This window comes from Paenibacillus sp. GCM10027627, assembly GCF_042675505.1.
GTDB lineage: Bacteria > Bacillota > Bacilli > Paenibacillales > Paenibacillaceae > Pristimantibacillus.
In genome coordinates this window covers 164,340-191,199 of the sequence record NZ_JBHTHB010000003.1, presented here as the reverse complement: position 1 = coordinate 191,199, position 26,860 = coordinate 164,340, and the positions used below count along the sequence as shown (strand labels likewise).

Below are 26,860 nucleotides of genomic sequence, written 5' to 3'. Positions count from 1 at the left end.
GAAATCAATCGCAAAAAAAAGTATGATAAAAATGGTTGTTAGCACTATACGCTTATGAGTGCTAACGAAATAAGACAATAAGCGACAATTTTAGAAGGAGGCTATTTTCAATGATTAAACCTTTGGGTGAACGCGTATTGATCGAACCAATCGCGAAGGAAGAAACAACTGCGAGCGGCATCGTGCTGCCGGATACGGCTAAGGAAAAGCCACAAGAAGGCAAAGTAGTGGCTGTTGGCAGCGGCGCGCTGAAAGACGGCGTTCGCGTAGCATTGGAAGTAAAAGAAGGCGATCGCGTTCTATTCTCCAAATATGCGGGAACAGAAATCAAATACGAAGGCAAAGAATATTTGATCATGAAAGAAAGCGACATTCACGCGATTTTTGGTTAATTCGCGCACACATATTTAATACCATTAAAATTTTAGGAGGTCATTGATCATGGCTAAAGAAATCAAATTTAGCGAAGACGCTCGCCGCTCGATGCTGCGCGGGGTAGACGCTTTGGCAAATGCGGTGAAAGTTACGCTTGGACCTAAAGGACGCAACGTCGTTCTGGAGAAAAAATTCGGAAGCCCGCTCATTACAAATGACGGTGTATCCATTGCAAAAGAAATCGAGCTGGAAGATGCGTTCGAAAACATGGGCGCTCAGCTTGTTAAAGAAGTAGCAACAAAAACAAACGACGTAGCAGGCGACGGTACAACTACGGCGACTGTACTGGCTCAAGCGATGATCCGCGAAGGTCTGAAAAACGTTACAGCGGGCGCTAACCCAATGGTTATCCGCAAAGGCATCGAGAAGGCGGTTAAAGCTGCAGTTGAAGAACTGAAAGCTATTTCCAAGCCAATCGAAGGCAAACAATCGATCGCTCAAGTAGCTTCCATCTCCTCCGCTGACGAGGAAGTAGGCCAATTGATCGCAGAAGCGATGGAGAAAGTCGGCAATGACGGCGTTATTACGGTTGAGGAGTCCAAAGGCTTCAACACGGAGCTTGAAGTGGTTGAAGGCATGCAGTTCGACCGCGGCTACATCTCTCCGTACATGATTACGGACACAGACAAGATGGAAGCGGTTCTCGACAACCCTTACATTTTGATCACAGACAAAAAGATTTCCAACATTCAAGAGATTTTGCCTGTGCTTGAGAAAGTGGTTCAATCCGGCAAACAGCTTCTGATCATTGCTGAGGACGTTGAAGGCGAAGCTCAAGCGACTTTGGTCGTGAACAAGCTGCGCGGCACGTTCACTTGCGTTGCGGTTAAAGCTCCTGGCTTTGGCGACCGCCGCAAAGCGATGCTGCAAGACATCGCCGCTCTTACAGGCGGTCAAGTCGTAACGGAGGAGCTTGGCCTTGAACTGAAATCCACAACTGTGGATCAGCTTGGTTCCGCTCGTCAAGTGCGCATTACAAAAGAAAACACAATCGTTGTGGACGGCGCAGGCAACTCCGCTGACATCCAAGCGCGTGTTAACCAAATCAAAGCTCAATTGGAAGAAACGACTTCCGATTTCGATAAAGAAAAACTGCAAGAGCGTCTGGCTAAACTGGCTGGCGGCGTAGCGGTTATTAAAGTTGGCGCAGCTACTGAAACGGAACTGAAAGAGCGCAAGCTTCGTATCGAAGACGCTCTGAACTCCACTCGCGCTGCGGTTGAAGAAGGCATCGTATCCGGTGGCGGTACAGCTCTAATCAACGTTTATGCGGCAGTTGCAGCTGTTCAAGCTGACGGCGACGAGCAAACGGGCGTAAACATCGTTCTTCGTTCCTTGGAAGAGCCTATCCGCACAATCGCGGCTAACGCTGGCCAAGAAGGCTCCGTCATCGTTGAGCGTCTGAAAAACGAGCCAGTAGGCGTAGGCTACAACGCAGCTTCCGGCGAGTGGGTAAACATGTTCGAAGCGGGCATCGTTGACCCTGCTAAAGTAACTCGTTCCGCTCTGCAAAACGCAGCTTCCGTAGCGGCTATGTTCTTGACTACTGAAGCGGTTGTTGCTGACAAGCCAGAACCAAACAAGCCGGGTTTGCCTGACATGGGCGGCATGGGCGGTATGGGCGGAATGATGTAATAAGGTTTAAAAAAACCAATAGTATAAAGGGAGACGGGCTCTTTCGAGAGCCCGTTTTCTATTTTAAATCACATGAAATCACGTATTTTCATGGGATTCCAAGTACGATACCGTTTCATTAGAGAAATATATAAACAATTGTTACATAAAAACCAATTTTTACTTTAACCGACTGAAATTATAATCTTTATAATTACCCTATATAAGTTTGCTTGCAAAAAGCCGATCCAGCACATGCTGGATCGGCCTTTTCAGTATTTTCGATATCTTAAATTAACTATCTTTCGAATCCGTTTTCTTTCTTTATGCAATATAGAATTGCTCTCCACTTCTTCCCTAATAAATAACATTTTAGCGATCAATTCTATTAAGGAGGAAATTAGAATTCTTTAATCAAGAGCATTTTTCATTCCAAATTATTCTAATATGACTTAAAATATCCTCAAAGGGAAGGAGGTGTAATGATGAATAGATTTAAAAGATTTATTTTACCAGTGGCTCTTGTTTTTGCTATGACTTCTGCCACACCTGTATCAGCAAATGGGGTATGGGATTATCTTGGCGAAGAGACGGTTTACACGTATGGTAGTGTCTACGATTCCGGCGGTGGTGACTATAAGGTATCGGCTGATAAATGGAATACAAGATGTGTAACCTTTGAACTTTGGGAATATGATCCTTATGATCCAAACGACAAAGTAGGATCGGCCACTCTCTGCGCTGGTCAGAGTGCAGTATTCAATGTTAGAGGATTTGTTGATGGTGGCAATCAAGCTGAACTTTTCATTAAAAAGAAGACTCATACAGATAAAGCTTCGAACTTTATTTATTACGACTGATCACGGACAAGCAGTACTGCTCGGTTATGGTCACATGGAAGTGAAAAAGAGGCAACGCATTCGTTCACTGAACTTTTGCGTTGCCTCTTTCTTATTCTCATCTAATAATAAAACTTATGCATATCCTTCGGAACGTTATTGCGAATAAGCAGATCAGACACTTTTTCGCCGACGAGCAATTGATCGTTAGAAGTAAGAAGCTTGACAGCGAATTTATTCGCTTGTCTTTCTAATTTTCCAGGGTTAAAAAAAGACTGCTCATCTAAAAAAAATCGGCTTAAACCGGGATGAAGACGATCATGCGCAAGCTCGTGAGCGCAAATAAACCGTTTCCACTCATCCGATAGCTCACTATGAATGGCGATATATCTTCTTCTTAATTTTCTATAATAAAAGCCTCGCGTATGCTCCCCCAAATCTTCAAACCAAATGTTAATATCAAGGTTACTTGCAATGGTGAACGGACAGTTCGTTCTATGCTGACGAATTAACTTTTTGATGAGATTATCCATTCCATTCCTCCAAGCTATTTGCCAATTGGTTTCCGTTTGTTCTGCTTTTTCGCGTCCCAGAACATTGCTTCCATAATTTTTTTGATTTTTTCTTTATCATCCCCGCTTATCGGTATGCCATCAAACATAATTTCTCCGTCTTCCTCAAGCATTTTTTTAAAATCCCTTTTATCCTTGCTGCTCGCCCAGTCAGGAGAACTTTTCTCTTCGGAAAAATAACCTGCCGCTTCCATCATTCCTTCGTATGAAACGTTCAACGCATCTGCCAATTTTCTTATGGTGTCGGGTTTAGGCACTCCTCTAGTTCCCGTTTCCACTCTCGAAATTTGGGGGGCACTCACACCGGAAAGTGCAGCAAGCTGATTAATGCTCATTGGTTTGCTTTCACGAACGTTTTTTAAATATGGTCCGAAATTTGGCATGGGATAACACCTTCCTTTTCCTCTTGGTAACGAATATACACTTTTATAACCAAAAGGTAAAGGAAGATTAATCAAACGTGAAAATACGATAAACGATAGAAATGCGATAAAAAAACGATAGAAATCAATGAATTTCATAGCCATGCACGGGGGAAATTGGGGTTTACCTTTTGGAACTAGTTGCTTATATTATTACCATAAGGTAATAAATAATGACTATAAGGCTACTGCTATTTCTAGTTTATCGGATTCAAAATACTACTTTAATAGGGGGAATACAAATATGAATGAACAAGAAGCTATCGAACAATTAAGGGGTTACAAGCAGCTGCAAGCGAGGTTGCAAGTACTCAGCACATATAGTGTAGGTGGAGGCATTACCGTGTCCAGACTTAATCAAGAGGATCATTTGCAAGACCTTCATCGTCAATTGCGAGGGATGTCTAGCCACAACTATTTGACTAAGCATGAGCAACGATTAGAGCAAACGGCACACCAATATTTGGACCATTACCCTGCGGGGGTCAGAAGCCAGCTTAAAGCCATTCCGACTCAAGGAAAAGATGCGAAAGACAATAAATTGTTGTCCGAGCTTCGTTCAAAAGTTCAAAAAGTAGTAGCGGCAAGAGGTTATGATGTACGAAGCGATTTGGACGCCGTATTGGATCGGCTTGCTGAGTTGCAGCAGTTACAAGCAGAACTTCAAGATATTGATCATGTATTAGAAGCGCTTGAGCAGTATAAGCCAGAATTCGCACAATTGTTGCGCTTTCGTTATTTAGATGGGGATACGACAGAATTGGCGGCTAGAAAGCTTGGAGTGGTTAGGCAGACGTATCACCGCTGGGCTCGTAAAGCGATATCGGAATATGTGAGGCTTGCGGGTTAAAATGAAGTTGTTACATATGGGAGACAAACGAGTGACAACGGAGTTACCAAAAGGCCTCATTTGACATGATATTATGGTATTGTCAAACGAAATAGAGATAAGCAAAAGTCGTCCACCATCATGGACGGCTTTTTGTTTATAGGATGAGGGGTGAGCAAATGAGGAACAAAAACAATAAAGATCCAACGAAAATGTAACCACATAAGTTATTCAATAGTTATTAAAGCAGCGAAATTGAGATTCTAATTTATCGTTTGACAATACGATTGCGAGCGGGGGTTGTAGAGTGACAGTTCATGAAATTGTTCAATCTGTTGCGGATCAGCTTAGAGCCCTTTACCCCGAACGACCCATTTATGTTGATGAACTGCCAGCGAATGCGAATAACGTCTACTTTGTACAATGTACAAAACAGTCGCATGTCAAAGGGCTGGATCGTCGGCGCCATCGATCCTACAGCTTTGAAATTGTTTATGTTCAAACCGATAAGAACCAATTGAACTTTTACAATTGGGCTGAAGGAATGTACAGCGCATTTGAATCGTTGAGCATAGGCGACAAGATGATAAACCTAACGAATGCAAATGCAACCAGAGGGGAAGACATGGCATTTCGTTATGTGTTTACTATAAATCAGGTTGAATATGTCGCGCCAAAAGCTAATGATTTGATGGGCAGCCTGCAAGCCTCGGGGGGGATAAAAGCGTGACAGCTATACGAAAACAAACTGAAGGTGCTGGTGAGGCTATGTCATCAGAGCCTTCTTTTTTTAAATGGCAGTTGTTAAATTATTTGCACACAGAATGTAGCCGAGATGTACTCGATAGTTTGCTAGACGAAGATAAGCAATATACATTAACCGAAGCTAAACAACAAGTAACTCATTTTATGAATAGGAAGGTGTAATTTTATGCCGATTACGGGTGGTTCTTTTAACTTGCACAATAAAGTGTTGCCGGGAGCGTACATTAATTTTGTTTCTAAGGGCGGCGCAGTTTCCTCTGGAGCACGAGGGATTGCTACATTGCCTCTATCCCTGAACTGGGGCGCGGAAGATAAGCTGATCAAAATCGATGCGGCGGAGTTTAACAAACAAGCGCTGCCTCTGCTTGGGTATTCCGCTACAGCTCCTGAGCTATTGCTCGTTCGCGAATGTTTGAAACGTGCTGAACAACTGCTCCTATACCGTGTAAATAAAGGTGGGACAGCAGCGTCTAAATCCATTGGCGGCATTGCTGGCGGTGTTATGGTCACTGCGAAACATAGCGGTATTCGCGGCAACGACATTAAAGTGGCGGTGCTTAACAATACGGCTGGCGGGTTCGATGTGTTGACTTATATGGAGCAACAATTAGTTGATACCCAAACGGTAAGTGCAGCCGCCGAGCTAGTCGCGAACGACTTTGTTCAATTTGGAACAGGCACACTATCCGCTTCCGCGGCTATCACTCTTGAAGGAGGCGCAAATGGGACGGCAGATGGTTTGACTTACGCTGCTTACTTAAATGCAGTTGAAGTGGAGAACTTTAATGCTATCGGTTATCCGGGAACAGACCCAGCCATTAAATCGCTGCTCGTATCCTTTACGAAACGACTGCGCGACGATGAAGGCAAGAAGGTCGTATGCGTCCTTCATAATCAACCGGCCGATCACGAAGGCATCATTAATTTGAAAAACGGCGTCGTGCTGGCAGATGGAACTACGATTTCTGGCGACAAGGCGGTAGCCTGGGTTGTTGGCGCATCTGCAGCAGCCGCTATTAATGAAAGTTTGACGAATGTCGCTTACGATGGCGCGGTGGATACGGACATTAAATATACGAGAAGCCAGTATGAAGCGGCGGTTAAAGCCGGCGAATTTGTATTCTATGGCGATTCCGGCCAAGCTAGAGTGCTTTCGGATATGAATAGCTTAGTGACGTTCGGCAATGGCAAGTCGCCGGATTGGACAAGCAATCGTGTCATTCGTGTGATGGACGGCTGGGGCAACGATGTCGCCCGTATTTTCGGAGCTTCCTATACAGGTATTGCAACTAACAATGATACAAGCCGCCAATTGTTCAAAGCGGATCTTGTTTCGCTGGCTATGCAATATGAGAACATTGGAGCGATCAGCAGCTTTGATAGTGAAGACATCACCATTTCTCAAGGTCTGGGCAAACGGGATGTCATTGTGGAATGTGCGCTGACGCCTAACGATAGCATGGAAAAACTGTACATGACTGTACAAGTAGCATAAGGGGGATATAACAAATGACTAGACTACATTCGCAGGATACGATCAGCGGTAAAGAAGGAAGAGCGTTCGTTAAAATTAACGGGAACAATGAGGAGCTATTTTTTGCCAAAACAATCGAAGCAACGGTTGAAAAAGCGAAATCCGAAATCAAATCGATCGGCAAACGGATGACGGGCCACAAAACAACAGGGCTGTCGGGCACGGGAAGCATGACAATCTATTACATGACGCCGCTTTTCCGCTCTATGCTGCAAGACTTTAAAAATAAAGGCAGAGACGTTTACTTTGATATGGTTGTAGAAAATGAAGATGGAGCGAGCGCGGCGGGCAAACAAGTGGTTCATTTGATGGGAGTGAATCTTAACTCCACGATTTTGACAAAGCTTGACGGCGATAGCGACGATCCGCTGGATGAGGAAATCGAGTTTACTTTTGAAGACTTTAACATTTCCACTCCGTTCAAAAAAATTATCGGCTAATAAACAAAGAGGAGCGATTATACGATGGGTAGTTTACAAGATTTTTTGCTAAATAATACGGTGGAGACAGAGGTGCAAACGGAGGTGCATATTAAGCCGTTTCCAGCTCCGTTTGTTATTCGTTCCATCTCCGAGGCGGAGAACAAAGAAATTCGTAAAAGCTGTCAAAAAGTAACGTTCAACAAAAAGACGCATCAAAAAGATGTGGAAACCGATGTGGATCTTTATTCCAACCGTTTGCTCATTGCTTGCTCTGTGGACCCATCCTTCAAAAATGCAGAGCTGCAGGCGAAGTTTGGCGTAGTGGGAGCGGAAGCTTTGATCGATAAGCTGCTAAACCCAGGCCAATATTCGGAGCTTGTGCAACGGGTTCAGGAAATTAACGGCTACAGCACGGATATGAACGAATTAGTGGAAGAAGCAAAAAACTAATTAAGCAGGGCGATGGTGAGGCTAACTATGCTCACTACGCCCTGCACCGTTTGAAAATGAGCCCCGACGATTTAATGGCTAAACCGGTTCATGTCCGCGCATTCATCTATGCGAGCATATCGGAGCAGATTGAAAATGAGAAGAAACAAATGGCGAAGTCGAAAAAAGGAAAGTGAGGGGGGTGGGGATGTGAATATAACAAGTACAATGGCTATGTACGATCGTTTAACGATTAAAATTAATCAAGCTACCCAAAGCATTGAGATTCAACGTGCCGCCTTTCAAAGCTTAAATGTGACCCAGCAATCGACCGCAAGTAATGCGGTAACACAAGCCTCTAAAGTTAAAAAAGCTTGGGAAAAGGTAGAGGAAGTCATTTCAGCAGCGGCAAGTGCAGCTGCGGCCGTAGTCGTTGGCACACAGTTTGTTGATGCTTATACGAATGCTCATGCTAAGTTAGCTTTAATTAAAGATCAATTTCATTCTCTGGAAGAGTTGCAAAAAAAATTATATGATTCCGCACAAGAGCTTGGAATTCCCTATTTAGATGTCGTTAATTCCGTCGCAGATCTTGGATTGCTTGCCAAGGAACAGTTTGCTAACAACGATGAAATGTTAAAGTTCAGCGAGCTGGTCAACAAGTCATTTGGTATTATGGCAGCAACCCCTGAGCAGCAAAAAAAAGGGATGGAAGCGGTTATTCAAGCTATGGCAGCGGGCAGGCCAGATAATATAGGAATAGGAGCTATCATGCAAGATGCACCATTGGTAGCCAGAGCTTTGGAAAATATGTTAGGCAAAAGTTCCGGAGAAATAAAAAAAATGGCTGCTAACGCTGGGATTACCGCAGATATGATCAAAAAAGCGATGTTTGCAGCCGAGAAGGAAATCAGCGATAAATACAAGCAAATGCCGTTAACGTTTGCTCAGCTAGGAAATCAAATTGCAAACTACTTAATAACTACATTTAGCCCGGTTATAGAGTGGATTGCTTCTCTAGCTGGGTGGATCAAAGATAATTGGTCTTCCGTTGCGCCTATCTTTTATGGACTCGCTGCAGCAGTTCTTGTATTTGGAGCAGGGTTAGCTGTTATGAGTGCTGTAACATGGATTGCAACAGGTGCGGCTAAAGCATTTTTTATTACATTATTAAAAAATCCTTTATTTTGGGTTGCATTAGTAATCGGGGTTATTGTTGGCGCTATATACAAGTGGATTCAATCCGTCGGGGGATTAAAGATTGCTTGGGCGCTGGTTACTCATGCTTTAATGACCGCATTTGACTTCGTTATGCTTGGTCTAACTACGGGAATCTTCTGGATAATCAACTTATTCGATAGGTTGCAAATGGGATGGATGACTGTCGTAACCGCTATTCAAAATTTAGCTGGAGATATGAGTGCGGGCACCTTAATGATTTTACAAGGAATGGTTAATGGAGCGATTGATATTATTAACCGTTTTATTGGGGTTCTAAATCAGATTCCAGGAGTTTCAATCAATACGATCGCTCACGTTTCCTTTGGTACCAATGCGCAGCTTCAAAACCAGGCGGAAAAAGCAGCCCGCAACGCAAAATTGGCTAATTTTATAAGCGATAAACAAGCGGATAAGAAAGCACGCGACGCTGCGCTGGCTACGATGAAAAGTGATTTATTAAATGATGCAAATGCGCGAATGAATAAAATTAAACAGCAGCAAGCAGCGGCAGGGGCAAAAAGCCAAGCCGGAGGTACGGCTCTGGGAAGTGCGGCCCCAACAGTTCCAGTTATGGCTGCCAATGTGAATAAAGTAAACGAAGTCGGCCACGTCAATGGCGGAGAAGTGAGCATTGCCGAAGAAGATTTAAAAATGATGAAGGATGTAGCGGAGATGAGGTACGTCCAAAACTTTGTTACGTTGACCCCGACTGCTGTCATGCAAGCCACGATCAATAACGGTGCGGATGAAAAAATGATGCTTGATGCACTGGAGCGTAAGCTTGAAGAAGAGTTTGCAATAGCCGCAGAAGGTGTGTATGCGTAGGGGGTGAAAAAATTGTATCAATTGTATTTGTTACTGGATGCCACCGAGTTAGAGTTTCCCGTACTGCCCGAAAAGCTTGAAGTGAGCGCAGGCGGGCATAATGAAACGAAATCCGTACTGCAACTGGGTGAAATAAATGTATTAAATAAGAAAGGACTCAAAGACATTTCTTTTGAGTCCTTTTTTCCTGTCATGAACCACCCTTACGTAACGGGCGCCAAAGTATTAAAGCCCAAGGAATACGTCAATGCGATACAAAATTACCGGGATACGCTAAAGCCTGCCCGGTTGTTGCTGGTTGGAGCCCATTTGTCCTTTAATATGGCGGTCAGTATTGAAGCTTTTGACTATGAAGAGCGTGCTGGAGAAGTTGGCGATATTTATTACACAATATCCTTTAAGGAATACAAGGACTACTCGGCCAGGCGGCTAAAGCTGAAGGGCGACAATAAAGCCTTTAAAGATTCCGCCGAGCGTCCAGGGAAGCCAACTGTTCCGAAATCGCACACCGTAGTCAGGGGAGATTGCTTATGGGCCATTAGCAAAAAATATTATGGAGCGGGCAATCGATATCCGGAGTTATACGCCAAAAATAAAAAGACCATTGACGATCGCAACAAGGGTAAAAATGTGCCCAAATATACGATTTATCCTAGTCAGGTGTTGACGCTATGATGGAAATCTATTATCAGAACATCAATACAGGGATGGCACATGATATTACGACGCTTGTCACCTCGGCGGAATGGAAAACGGCGCGAGTCGGTTCACCCGCAGCGCTCGAGCTTTCCGTTCTCTATGATTCAGAAGTTGTCATTGATCATGGCGGCATTGTTTCGCTTAAGGTTGGGTCAAACGGGTTGTTTTACGGCTATATTTTTAAACATTCCAACAATGGCGACGGAACAATGAAATGTACAGCCTACGATCAAATCCGGTATCTCAAAAATAAGGATACGTACAGCTTCAAAAACAAGCGAGCGGACGAGATCGTTTCGAAAATCGCAGCCGATTTTAAAATGAAAACAGGAAAGCTCGAAAATACGGAATATGTCATTCCTCTTACGATGGAGGATGGTCAGACGCTGCTGGACATTATTCTAAAAGCGCTGGACAAAACGTTGGTTTACGGCGGGAAGATGTTTTATTTATGGGATGATTTCGGTAAATTGTCCATATCCAATATGACCTCGACTCTGCTTAATTTAATTGTAGGCGACAATAGCTTAATGACGGATTTTGATTATAGCAGCAGTATTGATGGAGAGACAGCGAACAAAATTAAACTCGTCCGAAAAAACGAGGAAACGGGCATGCGGGATGTTTATGTCGTTCAAGACAGCGATAACCAGAAACGATGGGGCATCTTGCAACATTATGAAGAACTGAAGGACGGATTAAACGAAGCCCAGGCCGAGCAGCTTGCTGATAATTTATTGTCTCTTAAGAATAGGCCGGACATAAGTTTGAGTGTAAATGGGGTGTCCAACCTCAATGTCAGAGCCGGCAGAGCTGTGTTTGTTGAGCTTAAAGATGTCGGTGTGAGCGGTTGGTATGTTATCGATGAATGCTCGCACAATTTGGTAGACCAAACAATGAGTCTGAAAATGATGGTGATGTGATGATTAGCGAAAAAATAAAAAAAATTGCCGCACTAGCAAACGGCGCCTCTTCACCTGCAACGATTATGTTCGGAGAGGTCAAAGGGCTCACGCCTCTCCAAATTATGGTCGACAACCGTTTCTTCATTGATGATGATTTCATTATCCGATTGAGGGATGCCGTAGTTGCCGTAGGGGATAAAGTCGTATTAATTCGTAATGCTGGAGGGCAACAATTTCTACTCGTAGGGAGGTTGTAGCGTATGATTCCAGACACTTCTAATGATCGGTTCCAGATAGGCGACACTATGGCCGTTGAGTCTGCCGAGCAGCAACCAACGCGGACGTTCCATATCGACTTTGAACGAGGTAGAATTATCGGTTTTATTGATGAACACGACGCAATGGAACAAGCGATTTATATGATTTTGCGCACGGAACGATTCGACCATCTTATCTATAGCTTCGATTATGGCGTGGAACTGAAACAAGTGATGGGAAGAAACTATGCGGTTATGGAAAGCGAGCTTGAGCGTGTAATGACAGAGGCATTAACTGCGGATGCGCGAATAACTGCGATTGAACATTTTAAAGTAGAACTGATAGATAAGCGGACGGCAGCGGTGAGCTTCACCGCTGTTTCTATTTTCGGAAACATTTTGATCACATCGGAGGTGAATGTATAAGTGGATTTTTCAGCAATGACGTTTGAGAGTATATTGGAGCGTTGTTTGGACAAAGTGCCCGACGATCTGGATAAGAGGGAAGGCTCTGTTATTTATACCGCGCTTGCTCCAGCGGCCGCAGAAATGGCGATCCTTTATTCCGTATTGTCGGGGGAGCTGGATCGGGCTTTTCCGGATACGGCTGCGGGCATCGATTTAACGAATAAAGCAAAAGAGCGCAGCGTTTTCCGGTTTCTAGCTACTGCCGCTATTCGCAAAGGGATATTTACTGCAAGCAATGGGAGTGGCTTTGACGTTCCAATCGGCTCCCGTTTTTCTGGCGGCAGCTTAAATTATGTGGTGACTGAACGAATTGGGCCTGGTGAATACAAGCTGCAAGCGGAGCAGACAGGAGACATGGGGAACAAGTATGCGGGCATTTTATTTCCGATTGATGACTTGAATGGGCTTGCTAGCGCAACGATGGCCGATGTCCTTATTTATGGTGAAGACGAGGAATCGGATGATTCGCTTAGGCAGCGATATTTCGAATCCTTGCAGGCGGAGACGTTTGGCGGCAACGTTTCGGACTATCGGAAAAAGACAGAAAACATTCAAGGCGTTGGCTCCTGCAAAGTATTCCCTGCTTGGGCGGGAGGCGGAACAGTTCAACTGGTTATGACCGATAGCGAAGGGGGCGTGCCCACCCCTACTTTAATTGCTTCCGTACAGCAAGAAATGGACCCAATGGGCTTTAGCGGAAACGGCAAAGGATGGTCTCCTATCGGACATGCGGTTACAGTGGCCGGAGTAACAGGAGTCCAGCTTCAAGTAGCGTTCAAACTAACGTTCGAATCCGGTTATGCGTGGGAAGGGATTAGAACAAACGTTACGGCGGCCATTCAATCCTATTTGTCCGAATTGATTCAGAAATGGGCAGATGCGGACACGATTACCGTTCGGCTCAGTCAGATTGAAGCTAAAGTGCTTGCTGTGCATGGCGTAGTAGATATCGGCGGAACGACGGTTAATGGATTAGCGCAAAATGTAACGTTAACGGCTATGGAAATTCCGTTGCTTGGGACGGTGACCCACAATGCTTAACTATTGGCCGGACTATTTGCATGACATTAGAGAGTTTAGGGCCATTGCAGAAGCGGAACAGCCGGAAATAGACGGTTTAACCGATGGCGTTAACGCTATGTCGCGAAACTTTTCGGTTTTTACGCTAGATGAGGTTGGCATTAAACGGTGGGAGAACATATTAGGGATCGCAGGAAAAGCGGCGGATCATATGGATTCCAGAAGGTTTCGTATCATTTCTCGAATCATCGACCAAATTCCAATTACGAAGCGTACGTTGTTTGCACAACTCGAAACGTTATGCGGCAAAGGCGGATTTACTTTGCAAGTCGATAGCGAGACGTATACCGTGTCCATTAAGCTCGCCTTAACTTCAAAATACGCCTTCGACGATGTCGTTGCGCTCGTAAAGCGATCCCTTCCGGCAAATTTAGTTTACAGGATTAGCATTATGTATAACCAACATGGCAAGTTATCGAACCGAACACATGGTCAGCTTGCGCTGAAAACACACAATGATCTAAAAAATGAGGTGATCTGATGGCTAATACGCCAAATTACGGGCTTAAACAGCCGGGAGTAAATGATTTTTATAATGTTGAAGATTTTAATCACAACTTTGGCGTCGTCGATGCGGAGCTGAAACGCAATGCGGATAAAGTCAACAAAGTGGATGCGGTAGAGCAGACACTGGGCAATATGGTGGCTGTGCCAACTACGGCGAAAGACGTGGCGGGCGCGGTTACGGAACTGCATAATAAAGCGCAAAGCTTGCAGACCGATGTGAATGAACACAAAAATACAGCAAGCATTGTAAGTAATGCAACGTCAGAAGCTGTGGCAGGGCGGTTAATAACGCGAGATGCTAACGGCCGCGCTAAAGTGACGGTTCCGGTGGATGCTAACGACATGGCCCGGCTAGCAGAAATTCAATCTCCGCCTTTTGTTATTACTACAGGCACAGGAACGGATTATTTGGCAACATTTGTACCGGCCTATCCGAATTTGAAAGCAGGCACCAGAATTACGATTAAGATGCACCTCAGCAACACGGGAGCGGCAACAATCAATGTTAATGATTTGGGCAAAAAATCAATCTTAAAATCAACGGGTAGTACATTAGCTTCCGGTAATTTGAAACAAAATTCTGTGTATACCTTGGTTTTTGACGGATCGGTTTTTATCTTACAGGGTGAAGGAGGGTCGGGCACCGCTCAACCTGCAAACGTACTGAGCGGTTTTACATTTAGTAATGATGCTGGGGATCAAACAGGGGCGATGGTTGATCGGGCCGGAGACACGGCAGCGGTATCGAGTGCAGTCAACGGTACAACTTTGCGCTTGAGGGCGTCTGAAGGCTACCGTGACGGTGTAAATGATTTTGTTACGCTAACAGATGCGGATTTTATTGCGGCTAACATACGCAATGATACAAACCTTTTTGGACTTGCTGGAACGCTTATGCCAAAGTATCAGGCGAGCGGGACGGCTACTTCCAGTACTACTACCCAAACTATCGTGACGCCTTCTTCGTCTGTCACAGCAAATCACTTAACCGTAACAGGTTTAAATTTTCAGCCGCAAATAGTGATCGTAAGTTTTGAACAAGCAGTGAATTATAGCTATTTTGCAGTATATGTAGCCGGCTTTTCCTTTCATTCATCCAGTCCGTTGTGTAACCATCTTTGGGGATACAGTACACCTTATCCGATGGCTCTATTTGGTCAAGCTTCAGGAGATTTTGCTCAACCGACGAACGGTTTTAAACTCCCTGTTTACGTCGCAAACTCAAATTTTAGTTGGACAGCAATAGGGTAAGGAGGGACAAATTTCAGAGGACTTTGGACAGTGTACTAGGTATCGTGTTGACCCAAGCATACAACAAGTCCTTTTTTCGTATCCCGATCCTAACGTACAAGGACAACAGCCTAACTTCCAGCAACCACTTACAGTTAAGGCTGCACAACTCGAACAGCAAGTTACTGTCATACAGTTTACCATTAATAACCTTCTATTAGGAGGAAACTCTGCATAGACAGTTTTATTTTGTGGAGAGGGGGTTTCATATCTTCTCTACAATTCATGAGTTATTAAACACCATTAATACGACATTCAGCACTGATAATAATCTATAGTTGAAATTACATCTTAAAGCATTAAGAGTAATGAAGAGCTTTACCATAAAGGTGAGGCTCTTATTGAATGGAGGTGCAACAATTGGAAACAGCGACTAAATCAACAATAGCTGCCCTCGGGGCAGCTATTACTTTTTTATACGGGGGGTGGGATGCATTGATCATTGCACTCGTAGCATTTGTTGCTTTTGATTATATTACGGGTATAGCGGCTGCTGCTGTGCAGGGAAAGCTGTCCAGCGGAGCTGGGCTCAAAGGAATTGCTCGTAAAATGTTTATTTTTGTAGTGGTTGCATTGGGTCATATTGTAGATGTAACCCTCGGCAATGAGAACACACTAATTCGAGACGCCATTATTTATTTCTACTTGGCCAATGAACTGCTGTCTATCCTTGAAAACGGCGGAAAACTGGGCGCGCCTATTCCCCCTGTTATTAAGCAGGCAGTCGAGGTGTTAAAAGGGAGATCAGGAGGCAAATAGAAATGGACAACTACAACGTCAGTCATATTCCTAAAACGACACCGAACAATCGTCGCCCCGCTCATCCCTTAAACGCAACAACGATTACATTACACAACACGGGCAACCCTAAAAGCACAGCTCGCAATGAACGGGATTGGCTAACTAATTCTAGCAACAATCGCACGGCGTCCTATCATATCGTCATAGATGAACATGAAGCAATAGAATGTTTGCCGCTTAACGAAAATGCATGGGCAGCAGGGGACGGCGCGAGCGGACCGGGCAATCGGGCATCCATCCATATTGAATTGTGCGAAAGCGGAAATTATGCCAAAACGTTAGATAACGCTGTAGATTTGGTCGCAAAGCTGCTCCGTGAAAGAAGTTGGGGCGTTGATCGGCTGCGCAGACATTATGACTGGACTCGTAAGCTGTGCCCGAGACTGATGTACGACAGCGGTAGTTGGGCAGGTTGGCAGCTCTTCATAAAGCGAGTAGAGGACAAGCTTAATGACAAGGGAGTCCATATAAAAGTAAATGGCGAACTCATAAAAGCTAGAGGCGAGCTTAGAGATGGCGTGACCTGGCTCCCCTTGCGTGCTGTTGCCGAAGCTTTAGGCACTGAGGTCAGTTGGGAAAGTCATCATAAAACAGTTCATCTAACTCATTTAAATTAACCCCACACTAACATCGTATTCGCAAGCGTTTTGCTTACAAGCGCCTTCAACGCTTGCATTTCCTCTAAAAATCCAATTTCTCTAACATTAAATATTCCTTATTGTCACTATCATAAAAATACTCCCCTCTAAGTAGTTGGTTTAAATGATAAACCTGTCTACTTAGAGAGGAGCTTATTAAAGGTTTCCAGTCTCTTTCCTCATTTATAGGATCGAATCGACTTAATGTTTATTTCTCCACGCGGTACCTTTTAGCCGATCAATTCGGCTTTGCCTAACATGCGATAAAGCAGCACTGCTGCCTCAGCGCGCGTCAATGCTTGCTGCGGCCGCAATTCATCGCCATATCCTTGGATGAGGCCTAATTGGATTGCAGCGGCAATGGAGTCTTTTGCCCAACTGCCAATTTGCGCATGATCGTTGTAAGACGACAAGAGCTTCTGTTCGTCCGTAGGGCTGGACGCTATAACCGCTGGAGCAAACTTCATCGCTCGGACAAGAGCAACAACCGCCTCCTGGCGGGACACATGTTGTTCTGGTGCAAATCTTCCTGCCTGTACGCCGTCCATAATGCCATAGGCATGCACGGCTGCAACCGCACCAGCATACCAGCTTGCTGCGCTCACATCGCGGAAACCGGACGAATCGGCAGTGTTTGCGATAGGCAGACCGAGCGCTCGGGCAAGCAGAGCGGCCAGCTCAGCGCGGGTGATGGTCTCTTCTGGAACGAATCGGCCGTTTTGCAGGCCGTTTACGATCATCCGGCGGTTCATGTCCTGAATTTCTGTAGCGGCCCAATGCCCTTGCAGGTCAGTTAGGTCGGCTGTTTTCATAATCGGGACATAAGTGCTGTTGGTCAAACTATGGATAACCGCGGCAGGACGGCCGTCCACTTGCCTGAAAACAGTCGGCACCGGACGCAGGCCGGTCATTTCATCCCAAATGGCGACAGTTGAGACGCTGCCAACCGCATCTTCCGGCAAATAAATGACGCGTTCGATATATTGGTCAAACCGGTTCACCGTTTTGCTAATACCTTTTTCCGTTATGCTGACGTTAAACTCCAGTGGTTGAGAAGCCAACAGGAAGCTGTCCCGTTTGGCTGCATCCAGCAGACCGGGAAAGTCCTTCTGTTCACGGTGCTGGATAGTGATCCGAGCTTCGGCAGCGCTGGTCAAACTATCAACTGGCAACTGCTTCATCAGCTCCGCCACTGGAAGCCGATACTGGCCGTAAGAAGTCTGCAACAGCACGATAACCGCTTTGTCGGCCAACATGTTGATAGCCTCGCCTGTCAGACGGAGATCAACTCGGTTAGCCGATTTTTTTACAGCGACGGTCAGTACAGTGTCTGTTGTACCTATCAGCGGGTCGACAACCTTGCTAATCGTTTCTTTGTTCAGCAAAACATCGATGCTCGGCACACCGTTCCCATCCGTTGTCAGCTTGCCTAGTCCCGGCAGCTCGCGTCCGTTGATTTGGATGCCAACGGTTGGAGAAGGTTCGTAACCGGAGATGGCAGCCCGGTTTACTTGCAGGGTGTAAGTTTTGCGCACCCCGTTCTGCGCGATGACCGTAATGTTGAAGGTGTTAGCTCCGACGACAAGAGAATAGGCCGCAGTCGGCGATCCAGCAACGACTTGCGTATTGTTCACATAAACGGTGGCATAGGAGTTGGAAGGAGCCAACGTCATAGTTAACCCATGTACGGCATTCTCAACCCCGATCGAATAGTTGTCAGTTCCCGGCTGGAAGGCTAACGAAGCCGCTCCTCCTTGCCCGTTAAGCACCCAACTGTTCAGATTGGCGTCTCCGCTCCGAGGCATAATGTTATCGATTTCTAACTGACGAACGTTGGCATTGCCTGCCGTGTCTGTGACATAGATCGAATAAATGCCATTTTCCTCAATGGTAAATTGGTTGGCGATGGTTTCACCTTGCGTGTCGAAATAACTAGGCGACTGGTTTCCCTCAGCCCATTTGACGATAGCCACACTATTCGAAGCGCCATATACAGTTGCCGTAACCGTGACGGTAACGCTGTCAAAGGTCGGTGTCTCCGGACTAATATGTAGTCCGATATCCGGAGGCTGGTCGTAGGCGAACCTTATGCTCACCGTCTCGTTAAGAAGAGTGCCGCTTGCTTCCTCGGTCGCGGAATAAGTGACATTCTCCGCCGCCGTGTTACTAACGGTGAAGGATGCAACGCCGTTAACATCCGATACGCCGCCATTTACGCCGCTAATGATAGAGTCGCCGCCGCTCGCTGCGAGCAGCACACGTTTGCCTGACAGCGGGTGGCCATAAGCATCCATTAGTTTGACTTGGATCTGCGCGGAACTGCTGCCATCTGCTCGCACGACCAAGCTGCTAGCGGACACGGTGGATTGTACCGCATCAACTGCGCCTGCAACAAACTGTACGCTTACCGTTGCTGAAAGCGGCGTTCCGTCAACACTTGCGCTTACGGAAGCGGTGCCGATTGTCGTTGAGGTCGTCAATGCCGCCGAATAGGTTCCATTATTATTGTTCCTCACTGCACCGATAGTACCAAGCGTGGCGGCGATGTTGACGTTAACACCCCCAGCGGTCACAAGGTTACCTTGGGCGTCTTTTAGCGTCACGGTGACGGTAGTGTGGCTAGTACCGTCTGCAGTGAGCGATGCATGAGCTGCCGTGATCGTGCTCGACGCTGCAGAAGCTGAGCCCGGCACAAATTGCACGTTTGTCGTCGATGTCAGGGGGATTCCTCCGACCTTGGCACTGACCGTTGCTGTACCTGCCGTGACTGAGGAGGTCAGTACCGCCGAATACGTCCCGTTGTTGTTGTCCGTCACAGCGCCTACGTTACCGAGCGTAGAGGCGATCGTTACTGTTGAGCCTCCTGTAGTCAAAGCGTTTCCACTCGCATCTTTTAGCCTGATGATTATGCTGGTTTGACTTGTGCCGTTCGCTGTAAGTGTCCCAACCCCCGTTTGTATGGTGCTGTTTGCGGGTGAAGGAGCGCCGGGTACAAACTGAACAGAAGCCGTTGAGGCGAGACTCGTGCCGTCAACCGTCGCTCTGACTGTAGCAGTGCCTGTCGCTAAGGGAGCTGTCAGTGTAGCTGAGTAGGTACCGTCATTGTTATCGGTTACAGGTCCAATAGTTCCTGCGGTCGCCGCGATAGCAACGGTATGGCCGCCAGTCGTCCAATCGCTGCCCTGCGCGTTTCTGAGCTTCACTCGAATAGTTGTTTGGCTGGTTCCATCAGCGAGGAGACTGGCTTGGTCGACGCTGATTCCGCTTTCATCTATGGACAAGCCCTGATCGGCAACCATGTAGGTTCTGAAGGCAAAGTCATAGCCGGTAGCAGGAGAGGAGCCGCCAGGATAAGGATTTCCGCCAGACATATACCATCCGAATCCAGCCGAACCTCCGAATTCAGTGGAAAGGACCATCCGGTACATGTTGTTTCTTTTAAGATAGACCGACAACCCAGAGAAGTCGGCTGATACCCAGCCATCTCCGAAGGAAGGAACTTGCAACGTAGCGAGAGGCGCGCCCAAATTGCTTTCCTTGTAGAGCTTAAGTATCATGGCTCCGGTTGTACCATAACTGCCGGCTAAATTCAGTTCGAACCTATCAAGAGTTCCGCTAATTGCCGGAGTAAAGGTTTGGTATCTGGAATAGTCAGCATTAACCCAAGAGTTTCCGGTACCTGTAAGCTGCTGCTGATCCGGTACAGCCGGATTAGAGGCGTGCGCAAAGCCTCCGAACATTCCAAACAGCATGAAGAAAATTAATAGAGTAGAAGTCCATTTTTGCTTATGTATGAGTAAAATTTTTTATCCCCCCATTTTTCCTCATTATACCACATCGCTATTGACAATGGTCAGCCCCTACCGCTTCCTGCAGGTATGATTCGCCGCAATGGTTCATACGATATTACAAGCATTGAAGGAGGTGCGCGATGTTGGATGCAAAAGAGGACCTAACCCCGTTCCAGGAGCATAGCTTCTGGCTTGAAATTTTAGAAGACCACGCTCATTTTATGCATGACTTTCTTTCCCCGACAGAGGAGAAATGGGTTCATGCAGCCGGGCAATATATTGAAGCTTTCCGCGGTTTAAGAAACAGACTCTCGCAATTAAATCCTCTACTAAACGTGCAATCGCCGGAAATGAAAGAGATATCTCAAGCGATATACCCCGTTGCGCTAGGCTATTACCGATTCGAAGGAGAGGCGCAGAGGCTTCGCATTTTAAATGAAATAAACCTGAACTTAACCCCCTCCTACTTAAACGGGACGTTAAATGAAAATCAAGAATATTTGCGTCTTCTCCAATATTACATACATGGCAGGCAGCCCGTTCCTCTATCACTCATGGATTTGCTAGATTTGTGGCTGGAGGATCAGCTCGGACACGCTGTACTGCTGCAAAATGTGCTTGATCCTGTAGAGATCGGCTATTCCGAACAAGCGGACTCTTATGCGAAAGCTTTTCAAGCCCATATGCTGAAAAACGATGCCATTAAAGGGTATTTGCGCTTCATAACCCCCGGATTCGCGGTGCAAATGCAGCTTGCGAGGGCGGTGTCGGAAACAACGGCGCAGTTTTATCAAATGGTTCTAAAGATCATAGAGCTGTTCCAAGAATCAAGCATCTTATCCAGAGCGACGCTGCGGTTTTTGGAGCATCATCTTCCCGAAACCTGTTATTTTATCCGCAAGCTTAAACAGTTTGAACCTTCCATCCATAAGCTGGACAACTGCCCTCTCACGAAACCTTCTTTCCCTCTGGAATCATAATATCTCATACTCTTATACACCCATTATTTGATGACCCCATACCGTTTAATGGTCACTTTCGGAACGATGGTAATTTCAGCCTCGGAGAAAGCTTGGCTCCAGTCGTCCTGTACGTTTTTCCAATGCTTATATTGAAAGGCTCTGGCGTATAAACCTAAACCAATCGGATCGGTTTTATTTTTTTGGAGCTTGCGGATAAGGGCGCTCAGTTCCTTGTCCACTTGCTCCTTTACGAGCTGCTCTATTTTTACTCTATCGTTAACTGCGTCTGCATCGTCTGTCAGCTCCGTAATTTGCAGGTCAATGGGCAGGTCAATGTTAAATTGAAACCGGTCATCGGCAAACGCCGTTTTAATTTTGGGACTTGCTTTAATAATATCGGAGCTCATGACCATTTTCTCCCCATCGATAGTGAGGTTTGTGCTGTAAATAGCGGGTGCTTTAAAATCCTTTTGCAAAATGAGCAGCAACGTGCTTTCCGCTTTGTTCAAAAGAGTCGCATATTTCCTGTCGTTTTTCAGGAGAGCAGTGCCTGCGATGCTGATTTCGTTATTATCCAGCTTGATTTCGGAAATATAAGCGTTGATGCCTTTTTCAAAACGGAAATAATGAAACTTCTGCATCGTCGTTTCAACAGTTATATCCGAGTTGTGTCCAGACACAATTAAACTTCTAATAAATTCAGTCAAAATCGGATGGGCGTCTAATTTCGTGGATAACAGCCTGACGATTGAGCAATCGCATGTCGCTATTATTGCGCTGTTGGACACTTTTGCATCACGGTAAGCTACATCAAGCTGCGGGAAAAGATCCATTTTCTTCAACAATTTTTTGCTGACCAAAATAAGTTGAAGCTTGCCGATCATCATATTGCCGTTGCTCTTCGATTGGGTGACCAATCTAGACTTCCGCAAAGAACTGCTTTTGGCGTCCAGCAGCAATTCTTTTGACTTAGCGTCTTCGTTAAAAACTAAAACCATGTTTTGAATCGTTAAATGAGCGGACTCGTCTAAATCGATTCCTGTAATCGTTACAATAGAGCTTTGGTCGAGCTCCATGCGATCCGAGCATCCTGCAAGCAACAGGGTGGGGAGGACAAGAAAAAGAAGTAACAACTGCTTCAAGATCGCCTCCCCCTTTTAAAAGCATTAACCGTACTCATGTACGCCAAAAGAAGAACGGGAAACAGCATCCCTAAAAAGACGGCCGCTTGACTGTACCAGTTGGCTCCCATCGTCAAGTTTTCGAAGGTGGGCTCAATAAAAAATGAAGCGATTATATACAGAGCAACAAGTCCGATTAGCGGTCTTGTATGATCGTTCAGGCCCGTCCAATGTGAGATGCCGACTGACGAGAAGTAGAGGTACGGAATAACCGATTGAGATAAAATAAGCAAATAGAATGCCAGAAATACAATCTCGAACCGTTCAACAAATGGCAAGGCAACGGACTTAAGCAGTTGCAGAGTAGGCCAAAGATAAAAGTGAAGTTCGCCTTCGCTGAAATAAGCGAAAGAAATGAAGACAACGACTAAATAAAGAAACAGGGAAAGCGAGCTGGCAATGACCACCCCGGAAAAGGCTTTCGACTTATCCTTGAGAAACGGATAGAGAAAAAAGACAAGCTCAAAGCCGAGAAAAGACGTTAAGGTGACACGGACAGCTTTCAGAATAGGCATAATTCCTTCTTTAAGAATAGGAAGCAAGTTCAGGAGATGGGCTTCATTAAGTGAAAATAGAAGAAAAGGCGGCATCCATATAGTGGAGATATAAACAAACTCCGCATAGCGCCCCTGTACTTGAAAACGACTTCTGGCAATCATATAGATAGGCAGTAGGAATGCCGCGATTAGAATGATGTGGCTCGTATTGCGCATGATCCATGTTTGAATGATGAAGATGGATGAGAAGAGGATGTAGCCGGCGGTCAATCCGGTATAGCCGATCCATACGAGCGAAATAGACTTGCCCATCCATTTTCCAAATAGATGGGGCAATAAGTCGTAGAGAGTCATATCGGGATTTTTTTTCATAATTTGAATGATTAAAAAACTGGCAGTCAAAGTGACCAGCCAGCCGATAATTAGCGACAACCAACCGTCGGTCCCGGCCAAATCGGCAAGATCCCGCGGCAAAGTCAATATGCCGATTCCGATTTGCGTTTTGTATATATACAATACAAACTGCCTGAAGCTAAGCTGCTGGCTTCGTGGAACGGCCATTGTGTTCACCTCTGTCTGCATTATGGTTGTTCTGAATTGGCGTCATGCGGTTTGGATTTGCGGACTCTCGAATGAAATCCGTGTCTGGGAAACCGAGCAATCATCTGCTTCCAATCCTTTATTCGCACGGGAAACAGCGGACTGCCGTAAGGATATTTTAGAGATTGCAAAGAAATGATGTGCACGGCCAGTATCATAATTCCGATCACAATGCCGACGAGTCCCAATAAGTAGGCCGCAATCATAAAAGGAAATCTCAGCATTCGGATAGCGGCGGCCATGTCTTGGTTGGGCTGGATAAAGGAGGCGATTGCCGTTAAAGCCACCACGATTACCATCACATTGCTGACGATGCCCGCTTCAACCGCCGCTTGTCCAATGACGATACCGCCGACGATGCCGACGGATTGCCCCACTTTAGGCGGAAGTCTTAAGCTTGCCTCGCGCAGCATTTCCAGTAAAAGTTCCATGAACAACGCTTCCAAAATAGGAGGGATAGGCACACGTTCCAGCGACTTGCCAATAGAGAGCACCAAATCGATCGGGATAATTTCATAATGGAACGATACCGTCGCAATATAAATGGAAGGCAAAAAAACGGCAATCAGCAATCCGATAAAGCGCAGCATGCGCTGAAAAGTGACGATCGGCCATCTGAGGTTCACATCGTCAATAGATAGGAAGAAGGACAGGAAGGTCATCGGTCCAATCAAAACGTGAGAGGAATGATCCGTAAGAACGGCAATTTTTCCTTCCATTAGAGCCGAAGCCGTTACATCGGGCCGTTCCGTTACTAGCAGCTGAGGAAACAAGGAGAAGTTTTGATCTTCTAATTGCTCCACTAGCTCTCTGGTATTCATGATCCCCTCTGTATTCACTTTTTGAATCCGATTCGACAGTTCTTCTACTGCTTGCGGATCGGCTTTGGAGGATAAATAGGCGATTGTCGCTTTGGTATGGTTGGAGCCAATGATGAAATTTTTCATCGATAACTGAATATCCGGGAAATAATGCCGGATTAATGCGATGTTGGTATCGGCTGAATCGGTAAACCCGGTGCGTGAGCCAAGCAAAGATAACTCATTTTGCGGCTCCTTCACTTCCTCGGATGGCCATGACGCCGTTTTCAGCAAGTAAGCCCTGACCTCGCCGTCTACAAACAAAACGCTGCTCCCTTTTAAAATTGCTGTTTGAACGTCCTGCCACTTTGAAGTTTGCTTAATTAAGCTGGATAGGATAATAGAGTTCACTTGCCCTTTGTCCGACGCTTCAAAAATGAGAGGCTTAAGCACGCGGTCGAACAGTTTTTTTTCGTCAACAATGCCGTATAAGTAAGCGACAAAGGCATTTTGGCCGTCGCATTTGAATTGAAACGATTTGATGGTGAAATCAGGGGCATCAGTGAATTGCTCTTTTAATCTGTTTAAGTTGATATCGATGTCGGATTGGATTGTTAGCTCTTGAGACTCCATGCCGTGCCCTCCCGCAATTCGACTTTGAGCTTTTAATTTGTGCAAATTGAGGGATTTTATTCCTGTTTTCCATAGTTCCCAATCGTTCATCCGAGCCCATGTTACTTGACAACATTTCTGCAATTTCCTATACTGTCTGTAATCTAATATGGAAATACGATGAACGAGCGAAGTAGCGGGTTGTCACTGTTTCAAGAAAGCTGGGGGTTGATGCAACCCAGCACAAACAATGCCGCGAATTACACTCTGGAGTATCTTGGGTAACGCCAAGCGGAGTAGCATCCGATACCGTTGCTGAAAGCGGCATGAACGGCATTTCGCCAGCTCATGCAATTTGGGTGGTACCACGGTTATTCAATCGTCCCTGTGTCTTCATAAGACAAGGGGCGATTTTTTTGTTGGGATCGAAGCTTAGAACAGCGAGCCATAAGCAGCGAGGTAATCTCTCGTTTTGACTACAAAAAGGAGATGAAAAGCAATGACTTTAAACACGAACATTATCGACGAATTGGAATGGCGCGACGCCATTAATCAGCAGACCGATGCGGAAGGACTGCGCGAGCTGACGGCTGAAAAGCAAGTTTCCCTGTACTGCGGCGTCGACCCGACGGGCGACAGCATGCATATCGGACATTTGATTCCTTTTATGATGCTGAGAAGGTTTCAACTGGCTGGGCATCGTCCCGTTATTTTGATCGGGGGAGCTACCGGAACGATTGGCGATCCGAGCGGACGCCAAAGCGAGCGCTCGCTTCAGACGATGGAGCAGGTGCAGGCCAACGTCGACGCGCTGACGGCGCAACTGAAAAAGCTGTTTGATACGGATGATGTGGATGGCGCCAGCAAGCTGCGGATGGTTAACAACTATGATTGGACGCACAAAATCAACGTCATCGATTTTCTACGCGACTTCGGCAAAAACTTCAGCATTAATACGATGCTGGCGAAGGACGTCGTGTCCAGCCGTTTGGACAGCGGCATTTCGTACACAGAGTTTTCGTACCAAATTTTACAGTCGCTTGATTTCCTTCATCTGTACCGGGAAGAGGACGTTCAGCTGCAAATCGGCGGCTCCGACCAATGGGGCAACATTACAAGCGGTCTCGATCTTATTCGGAAAAAGGAAGGCTCCGAGGCCAAAGCATTCGGCCTTACGATTCCGCTTATGCTAAAGGCGGACGGCACCAAGTTCGGCAAAACAGCGGGCGGCGCCGTATGGCTCGATCCGAACAAAACGACTCCGTTTGAATTTTACCAGTTCTGGGCGAACACAGATGACCGCGACGTCGTGAAGTACTTGAAGTTCTTCACTTTCCTGGATCAAGCGACAATCGAAGCATTGGCCGAGAAAGTACAGTCGGAGCCGCATAAGCGCGAAGCGCAAAAAGCTTTGGCCGAAGAAATGACGAAGTTCGTTCATGGCGAAGAGCTGCTGGAGCAGGCGAAAAAAATTACGGCGGCGTTGTTCAGCGGCGACATTAAATCGTTGACGGCGGATGAAATCGAACAAGGCTTCAAAGAAATGCCTACTTTCCATGCGGCCAAAGAGTCTAAAAACATCGTCGACTGGCTGGTCGATCTCGGAATCGAGCCTTCCAAGCGGCAAGCTCGTGAAGATATCGCAAACGGCGCTATCTCTATGAACGGCGAACGTGTTCAGGACATGCAATTTGAGGTGACGCCGGAGCATTCGTTCGAAGGCCGCTTCATCATTATCCGCAAAGGCAAAAAAAATTACAGCCTCGTCAGGCTGACTTAATAGCGGGTAAGCGATTTTGTCGCTTAGCAAAAAAAGGTCTTCCGGGAGAGCCGCGCGCTCTTTCGGAAGACCTTTTTTATACCGT

The 26,860-nt window shown here is 46.0% G+C and carries 27 protein-coding genes and 1 other annotated feature; of the genes, 21 read left to right on the top strand and 6 right to left on the bottom strand.

Annotated elements, in window-relative coordinates; all coding sequences use genetic code 11:
* Nucleotides 1-110 precede the first annotated feature (110 nt).
* The 3 genes from groES to ACFQZE_RS12655 all read left to right on the top strand — a co-directional run bounded on the left by groES (nt 111) and on the right by ACFQZE_RS12655 (nt 2,909).
* A complete protein-coding gene (gene groES, locus ACFQZE_RS12665) occupies nt 111-392 on the top strand; it encodes a co-chaperone GroES (RefSeq protein ID WP_379357398.1) in 282 nt (93 codons plus the stop codon).
* Nucleotides 393-441: 49 nt separating this feature from the next.
* Complete coding sequence (gene groL, locus ACFQZE_RS12660; protein WP_379357396.1) at nt 442-2,070, top strand: chaperonin GroEL; 1,629 nt, start codon at nt 442-444, stop codon at nt 2,068-2,070.
* Nucleotides 2,071-2,531: 461 nt separating this feature from the next.
* Nucleotides 2,532-2,909: a hypothetical protein gene (locus ACFQZE_RS12655; RefSeq protein WP_379357394.1), complete on the top strand. Its 378-nt coding sequence runs from the start codon at nt 2,532-2,534 to the stop codon at nt 2,907-2,909.
* A gap of 101 nt (nt 2,910-3,010) precedes the next feature.
* Here ACFQZE_RS12655 and ACFQZE_RS12650 read toward each other — a convergent pair whose 3' ends face one another.
* Nucleotides 3,011-3,421 carry an ImmA/IrrE family metallo-endopeptidase gene (locus ACFQZE_RS12650; protein ID WP_379357392.1) on the bottom strand — a complete coding sequence of 137 codons (411 nt, stop codon included), beginning with the start codon at nt 3,419-3,421 and terminating at the stop codon, nt 3,011-3,013.
* A gap of 14 nt (nt 3,422-3,435) precedes the next feature.
* Nucleotides 3,436-3,843: a helix-turn-helix domain-containing protein gene (locus tag ACFQZE_RS12645; RefSeq protein WP_379357390.1), complete on the bottom strand. Its 408-nt coding sequence runs from the start codon at nt 3,841-3,843 to the stop codon at nt 3,436-3,438.
* A 283-nt stretch (nt 3,844-4,126) separates the two neighbouring features.
* On the opposite strand from ACFQZE_RS12645, the gene ACFQZE_RS12640 reads away from it, so the two are divergent.
* The 16 genes from ACFQZE_RS12640 to ACFQZE_RS12565 all read left to right on the top strand — a co-directional run bounded on the left by ACFQZE_RS12640 (nt 4,127) and on the right by ACFQZE_RS12565 (nt 16,531).
* On the top strand, nt 4,127-4,732 hold the full coding sequence (locus tag ACFQZE_RS12640) for an ECF-type sigma factor (protein ID WP_379357388.1): 606 nt from the start codon (nt 4,127-4,129) through the stop codon (nt 4,730-4,732).
* A gap of 286 nt (nt 4,733-5,018) precedes the next feature.
* Nucleotides 5,019-5,441: a phage tail terminator family protein gene (locus tag ACFQZE_RS12635; RefSeq protein WP_379357386.1), complete on the top strand. Its 423-nt coding sequence runs from the start codon at nt 5,019-5,021 to the stop codon at nt 5,439-5,441.
* Nucleotides 5,438-5,638: a hypothetical protein gene (locus tag ACFQZE_RS12630; RefSeq protein ID WP_379357384.1), complete on the top strand. Its 201-nt coding sequence runs from the start codon at nt 5,438-5,440 to the stop codon at nt 5,636-5,638. The genes ACFQZE_RS12635 and ACFQZE_RS12630 overlap by 4 nt, the downstream gene beginning before the upstream one ends.
* A gap of 4 nt (nt 5,639-5,642) precedes the next feature.
* Nucleotides 5,643-6,971, top strand: coding sequence for a phage tail sheath family protein (locus ACFQZE_RS12625; RefSeq protein WP_379357382.1), 1,329 nt, complete (start codon nt 5,643-5,645; stop codon nt 6,969-6,971).
* Nucleotides 6,972-6,985: 14 nt separating this feature from the next.
* A complete protein-coding gene (locus tag ACFQZE_RS12620) occupies nt 6,986-7,450 on the top strand; it encodes a phage tail tube protein (RefSeq protein WP_379357380.1) in 465 nt (154 codons plus the stop codon).
* Between the two features lie 24 nt (nt 7,451-7,474).
* Complete coding sequence (locus tag ACFQZE_RS12615) at nt 7,475-7,882, top strand: phage tail assembly chaperone (protein ID WP_379357378.1); 408 nt, start codon at nt 7,475-7,477, stop codon at nt 7,880-7,882.
* A gap of 135 nt (nt 7,883-8,017) precedes the next feature.
* Nucleotides 8,018-9,907 carry a tape measure protein gene (locus ACFQZE_RS12610; RefSeq protein ID WP_379357376.1) on the top strand — a complete coding sequence of 630 codons (1,890 nt, stop codon included), beginning with the start codon at nt 8,018-8,020 and terminating at the stop codon, nt 9,905-9,907.
* A gap of 12 nt (nt 9,908-9,919) precedes the next feature.
* Entirely contained in the window at nt 9,920-10,582 is a 663-nt protein-coding gene (locus ACFQZE_RS12605) for a LysM peptidoglycan-binding domain-containing protein (protein ID WP_379357374.1), read from the top strand.
* Nucleotides 10,579-11,529: an XkdQ/YqbQ family protein gene (locus ACFQZE_RS12600; RefSeq protein WP_379357372.1), complete on the top strand. Its 951-nt coding sequence runs from the start codon at nt 10,579-10,581 to the stop codon at nt 11,527-11,529. Before ACFQZE_RS12605 ends, ACFQZE_RS12600 begins: the two co-directional genes overlap by 4 nt.
* On the top strand, nt 11,529-11,768 hold the full coding sequence (locus tag ACFQZE_RS12595) for a DUF2577 family protein (RefSeq protein ID WP_379357370.1): 240 nt from the start codon (nt 11,529-11,531) through the stop codon (nt 11,766-11,768). The genes ACFQZE_RS12600 and ACFQZE_RS12595 overlap by 1 nt, the downstream gene beginning before the upstream one ends.
* 3 nt (nt 11,769-11,771) lie before the next feature.
* Nucleotides 11,772-12,194, top strand: coding sequence for a DUF2634 domain-containing protein (locus ACFQZE_RS12590; RefSeq protein WP_379357368.1), 423 nt, complete (start codon nt 11,772-11,774; stop codon nt 12,192-12,194).
* Nucleotides 12,195-13,277, top strand: a complete 1,083-nt coding sequence (locus ACFQZE_RS12585; protein ID WP_379357366.1) for a baseplate J/gp47 family protein — start codon at nt 12,195-12,197, stop codon at nt 13,275-13,277. It abuts the gene before it with no gap.
* A complete protein-coding gene (locus ACFQZE_RS12580) occupies nt 13,270-13,797 on the top strand; it encodes a putative phage tail protein (protein ID WP_379357364.1) in 528 nt (175 codons plus the stop codon). The genes ACFQZE_RS12585 and ACFQZE_RS12580 overlap by 8 nt, the downstream gene beginning before the upstream one ends.
* Nucleotides 13,797-15,074 (top strand): hypothetical protein, encoded by a 1,278-nt coding sequence (locus ACFQZE_RS12575; RefSeq protein ID WP_379357362.1) that lies wholly within the window; start codon nt 13,797-13,799, stop codon nt 15,072-15,074. The genes ACFQZE_RS12580 and ACFQZE_RS12575 overlap by 1 nt, the downstream gene beginning before the upstream one ends.
* Before the next feature lie 384 nt (nt 15,075-15,458).
* Nucleotides 15,459-15,872 (top strand): phage holin family protein, encoded by a 414-nt coding sequence (locus ACFQZE_RS12570; RefSeq protein ID WP_379357360.1) that lies wholly within the window; start codon nt 15,459-15,461, stop codon nt 15,870-15,872.
* Nucleotides 15,873-15,874: 2 nt separating this feature from the next.
* Nucleotides 15,875-16,531 carry an N-acetylmuramoyl-L-alanine amidase gene (locus ACFQZE_RS12565; protein ID WP_379357358.1) on the top strand — a complete coding sequence of 219 codons (657 nt, stop codon included), beginning with the start codon at nt 15,875-15,877 and terminating at the stop codon, nt 16,529-16,531.
* 251 nt (nt 16,532-16,782) lie between these two features.
* Here ACFQZE_RS12565 and ACFQZE_RS12560 read toward each other — a convergent pair whose 3' ends face one another.
* Entirely contained in the window at nt 16,783-20,292 is a 3,510-nt protein-coding gene (locus ACFQZE_RS12560; RefSeq protein WP_379357356.1) for an invasin domain 3-containing protein, read from the bottom strand.
* A gap of 191 nt (nt 20,293-20,483) precedes the next feature.
* Between ACFQZE_RS12560 and ACFQZE_RS12555 the strand changes: the two genes are divergently transcribed.
* Nucleotides 20,484-21,323: a DUF2935 domain-containing protein gene (locus tag ACFQZE_RS12555; protein WP_379357354.1), complete on the top strand. Its 840-nt coding sequence runs from the start codon at nt 20,484-20,486 to the stop codon at nt 21,321-21,323.
* Nucleotides 21,324-21,346: 23 nt separating this feature from the next.
* Here ACFQZE_RS12555 and ACFQZE_RS12550 read toward each other — a convergent pair whose 3' ends face one another.
* Genes ACFQZE_RS12550 through ACFQZE_RS12540 form a run of 3 tightly spaced genes read right to left on the bottom strand, consistent with a single transcriptional unit; the run spans nt 21,347 to nt 25,016 of the window.
* On the bottom strand, nt 21,347-22,447 hold the full coding sequence (locus tag ACFQZE_RS12550) for a Ger(x)C family spore germination protein (protein WP_379357352.1): 1,101 nt from the start codon (nt 22,445-22,447) through the stop codon (nt 21,347-21,349).
* Complete coding sequence (locus tag ACFQZE_RS12545) at nt 22,444-23,544, bottom strand: GerAB/ArcD/ProY family transporter (RefSeq protein WP_379357350.1); 1,101 nt, start codon at nt 23,542-23,544, stop codon at nt 22,444-22,446. The genes ACFQZE_RS12550 and ACFQZE_RS12545 overlap by 4 nt, the downstream gene beginning before the upstream one ends.
* Before the next feature lie 20 nt (nt 23,545-23,564).
* Complete coding sequence (locus tag ACFQZE_RS12540) at nt 23,565-25,016, bottom strand: spore germination protein (protein WP_379357348.1); 1,452 nt, start codon at nt 25,014-25,016, stop codon at nt 23,565-23,567.
* A 150-nt stretch (nt 25,017-25,166) separates the two neighbouring features.
* Nucleotides 25,167-25,385: a binding site (T-box leader), on the top strand.
* A 109-nt stretch (nt 25,386-25,494) separates the two neighbouring features.
* Between ACFQZE_RS12540 and tyrS the strand changes: the two genes are divergently transcribed.
* Nucleotides 25,495-26,775: a tyrosine--tRNA ligase gene (gene tyrS, locus ACFQZE_RS12535; RefSeq protein ID WP_379357346.1), complete on the top strand. Its 1,281-nt coding sequence runs from the start codon at nt 25,495-25,497 to the stop codon at nt 26,773-26,775.
* Nucleotides 26,776-26,860: the final 85 nt, after the last annotated feature.

Coding starts and splice junctions, on each gene's coding strand:
- groES (WP_379357398.1), top strand. CDS start 111: ATGATTAAACCTTTGGGTGAACGCGTATTGATCGAACCAATCGCGAAG.
- groL (WP_379357396.1), top strand. CDS start 442: ATGGCTAAAGAAATCAAATTTAGCGAAGACGCTCGCCGCTCGATGCTG.
- ACFQZE_RS12655 (WP_379357394.1), top strand. CDS start 2,532: ATGATGAATAGATTTAAAAGATTTATTTTACCAGTGGCTCTTGTTTTT.
- ACFQZE_RS12650 (WP_379357392.1), bottom strand. CDS start 3,421: ATGGATAATCTCATCAAAAAGTTAATTCGTCAGCATAGAACGAACTGT.
- ACFQZE_RS12645 (WP_379357390.1), bottom strand. CDS start 3,843: ATGCCAAATTTCGGACCATATTTAAAAAACGTTCGTGAAAGCAAACCA.
- ACFQZE_RS12640 (WP_379357388.1), top strand. CDS start 4,127: ATGAATGAACAAGAAGCTATCGAACAATTAAGGGGTTACAAGCAGCTG.
- ACFQZE_RS12625 (WP_379357382.1), top strand. CDS start 5,643: ATGCCGATTACGGGTGGTTCTTTTAACTTGCACAATAAAGTGTTGCCG.
- ACFQZE_RS12620 (WP_379357380.1), top strand. CDS start 6,986: ATGACTAGACTACATTCGCAGGATACGATCAGCGGTAAAGAAGGAAGA.
- ACFQZE_RS12615 (WP_379357378.1), top strand. CDS start 7,475: ATGGGTAGTTTACAAGATTTTTTGCTAAATAATACGGTGGAGACAGAG.
- ACFQZE_RS12610 (WP_379357376.1), top strand. CDS start 8,018: ATGAGAAGAAACAAATGGCGAAGTCGAAAAAAGGAAAGTGAGGGGGGT.
- ACFQZE_RS12600 (WP_379357372.1), top strand. CDS start 10,579: ATGATGGAAATCTATTATCAGAACATCAATACAGGGATGGCACATGAT.
- ACFQZE_RS12595 (WP_379357370.1), top strand. CDS start 11,529: ATGATTAGCGAAAAAATAAAAAAAATTGCCGCACTAGCAAACGGCGCC.
- ACFQZE_RS12590 (WP_379357368.1), top strand. CDS start 11,772: ATGATTCCAGACACTTCTAATGATCGGTTCCAGATAGGCGACACTATG.
- ACFQZE_RS12580 (WP_379357364.1), top strand. CDS start 13,270: ATGCTTAACTATTGGCCGGACTATTTGCATGACATTAGAGAGTTTAGG.
- ACFQZE_RS12575 (WP_379357362.1), top strand. CDS start 13,797: ATGGCTAATACGCCAAATTACGGGCTTAAACAGCCGGGAGTAAATGAT.
- ACFQZE_RS12570 (WP_379357360.1), top strand. CDS start 15,459: ATGGAGGTGCAACAATTGGAAACAGCGACTAAATCAACAATAGCTGCC.
- ACFQZE_RS12565 (WP_379357358.1), top strand. CDS start 15,875: ATGGACAACTACAACGTCAGTCATATTCCTAAAACGACACCGAACAAT.
- ACFQZE_RS12560 (WP_379357356.1), bottom strand. CDS start 20,292: ATGTTCGGAGGCTTTGCGCACGCCTCTAATCCGGCTGTACCGGATCAG.
- ACFQZE_RS12555 (WP_379357354.1), top strand. CDS start 20,484: ATGTTGGATGCAAAAGAGGACCTAACCCCGTTCCAGGAGCATAGCTTC.
- ACFQZE_RS12545 (WP_379357350.1), bottom strand. CDS start 23,544: ATGGCCGTTCCACGAAGCCAGCAGCTTAGCTTCAGGCAGTTTGTATTG.
- ACFQZE_RS12540 (WP_379357348.1), bottom strand. CDS start 25,016: ATGGAGTCTCAAGAGCTAACAATCCAATCCGACATCGATATCAACTTA.
- tyrS (WP_379357346.1), top strand. CDS start 25,495: ATGACTTTAAACACGAACATTATCGACGAATTGGAATGGCGCGACGCC.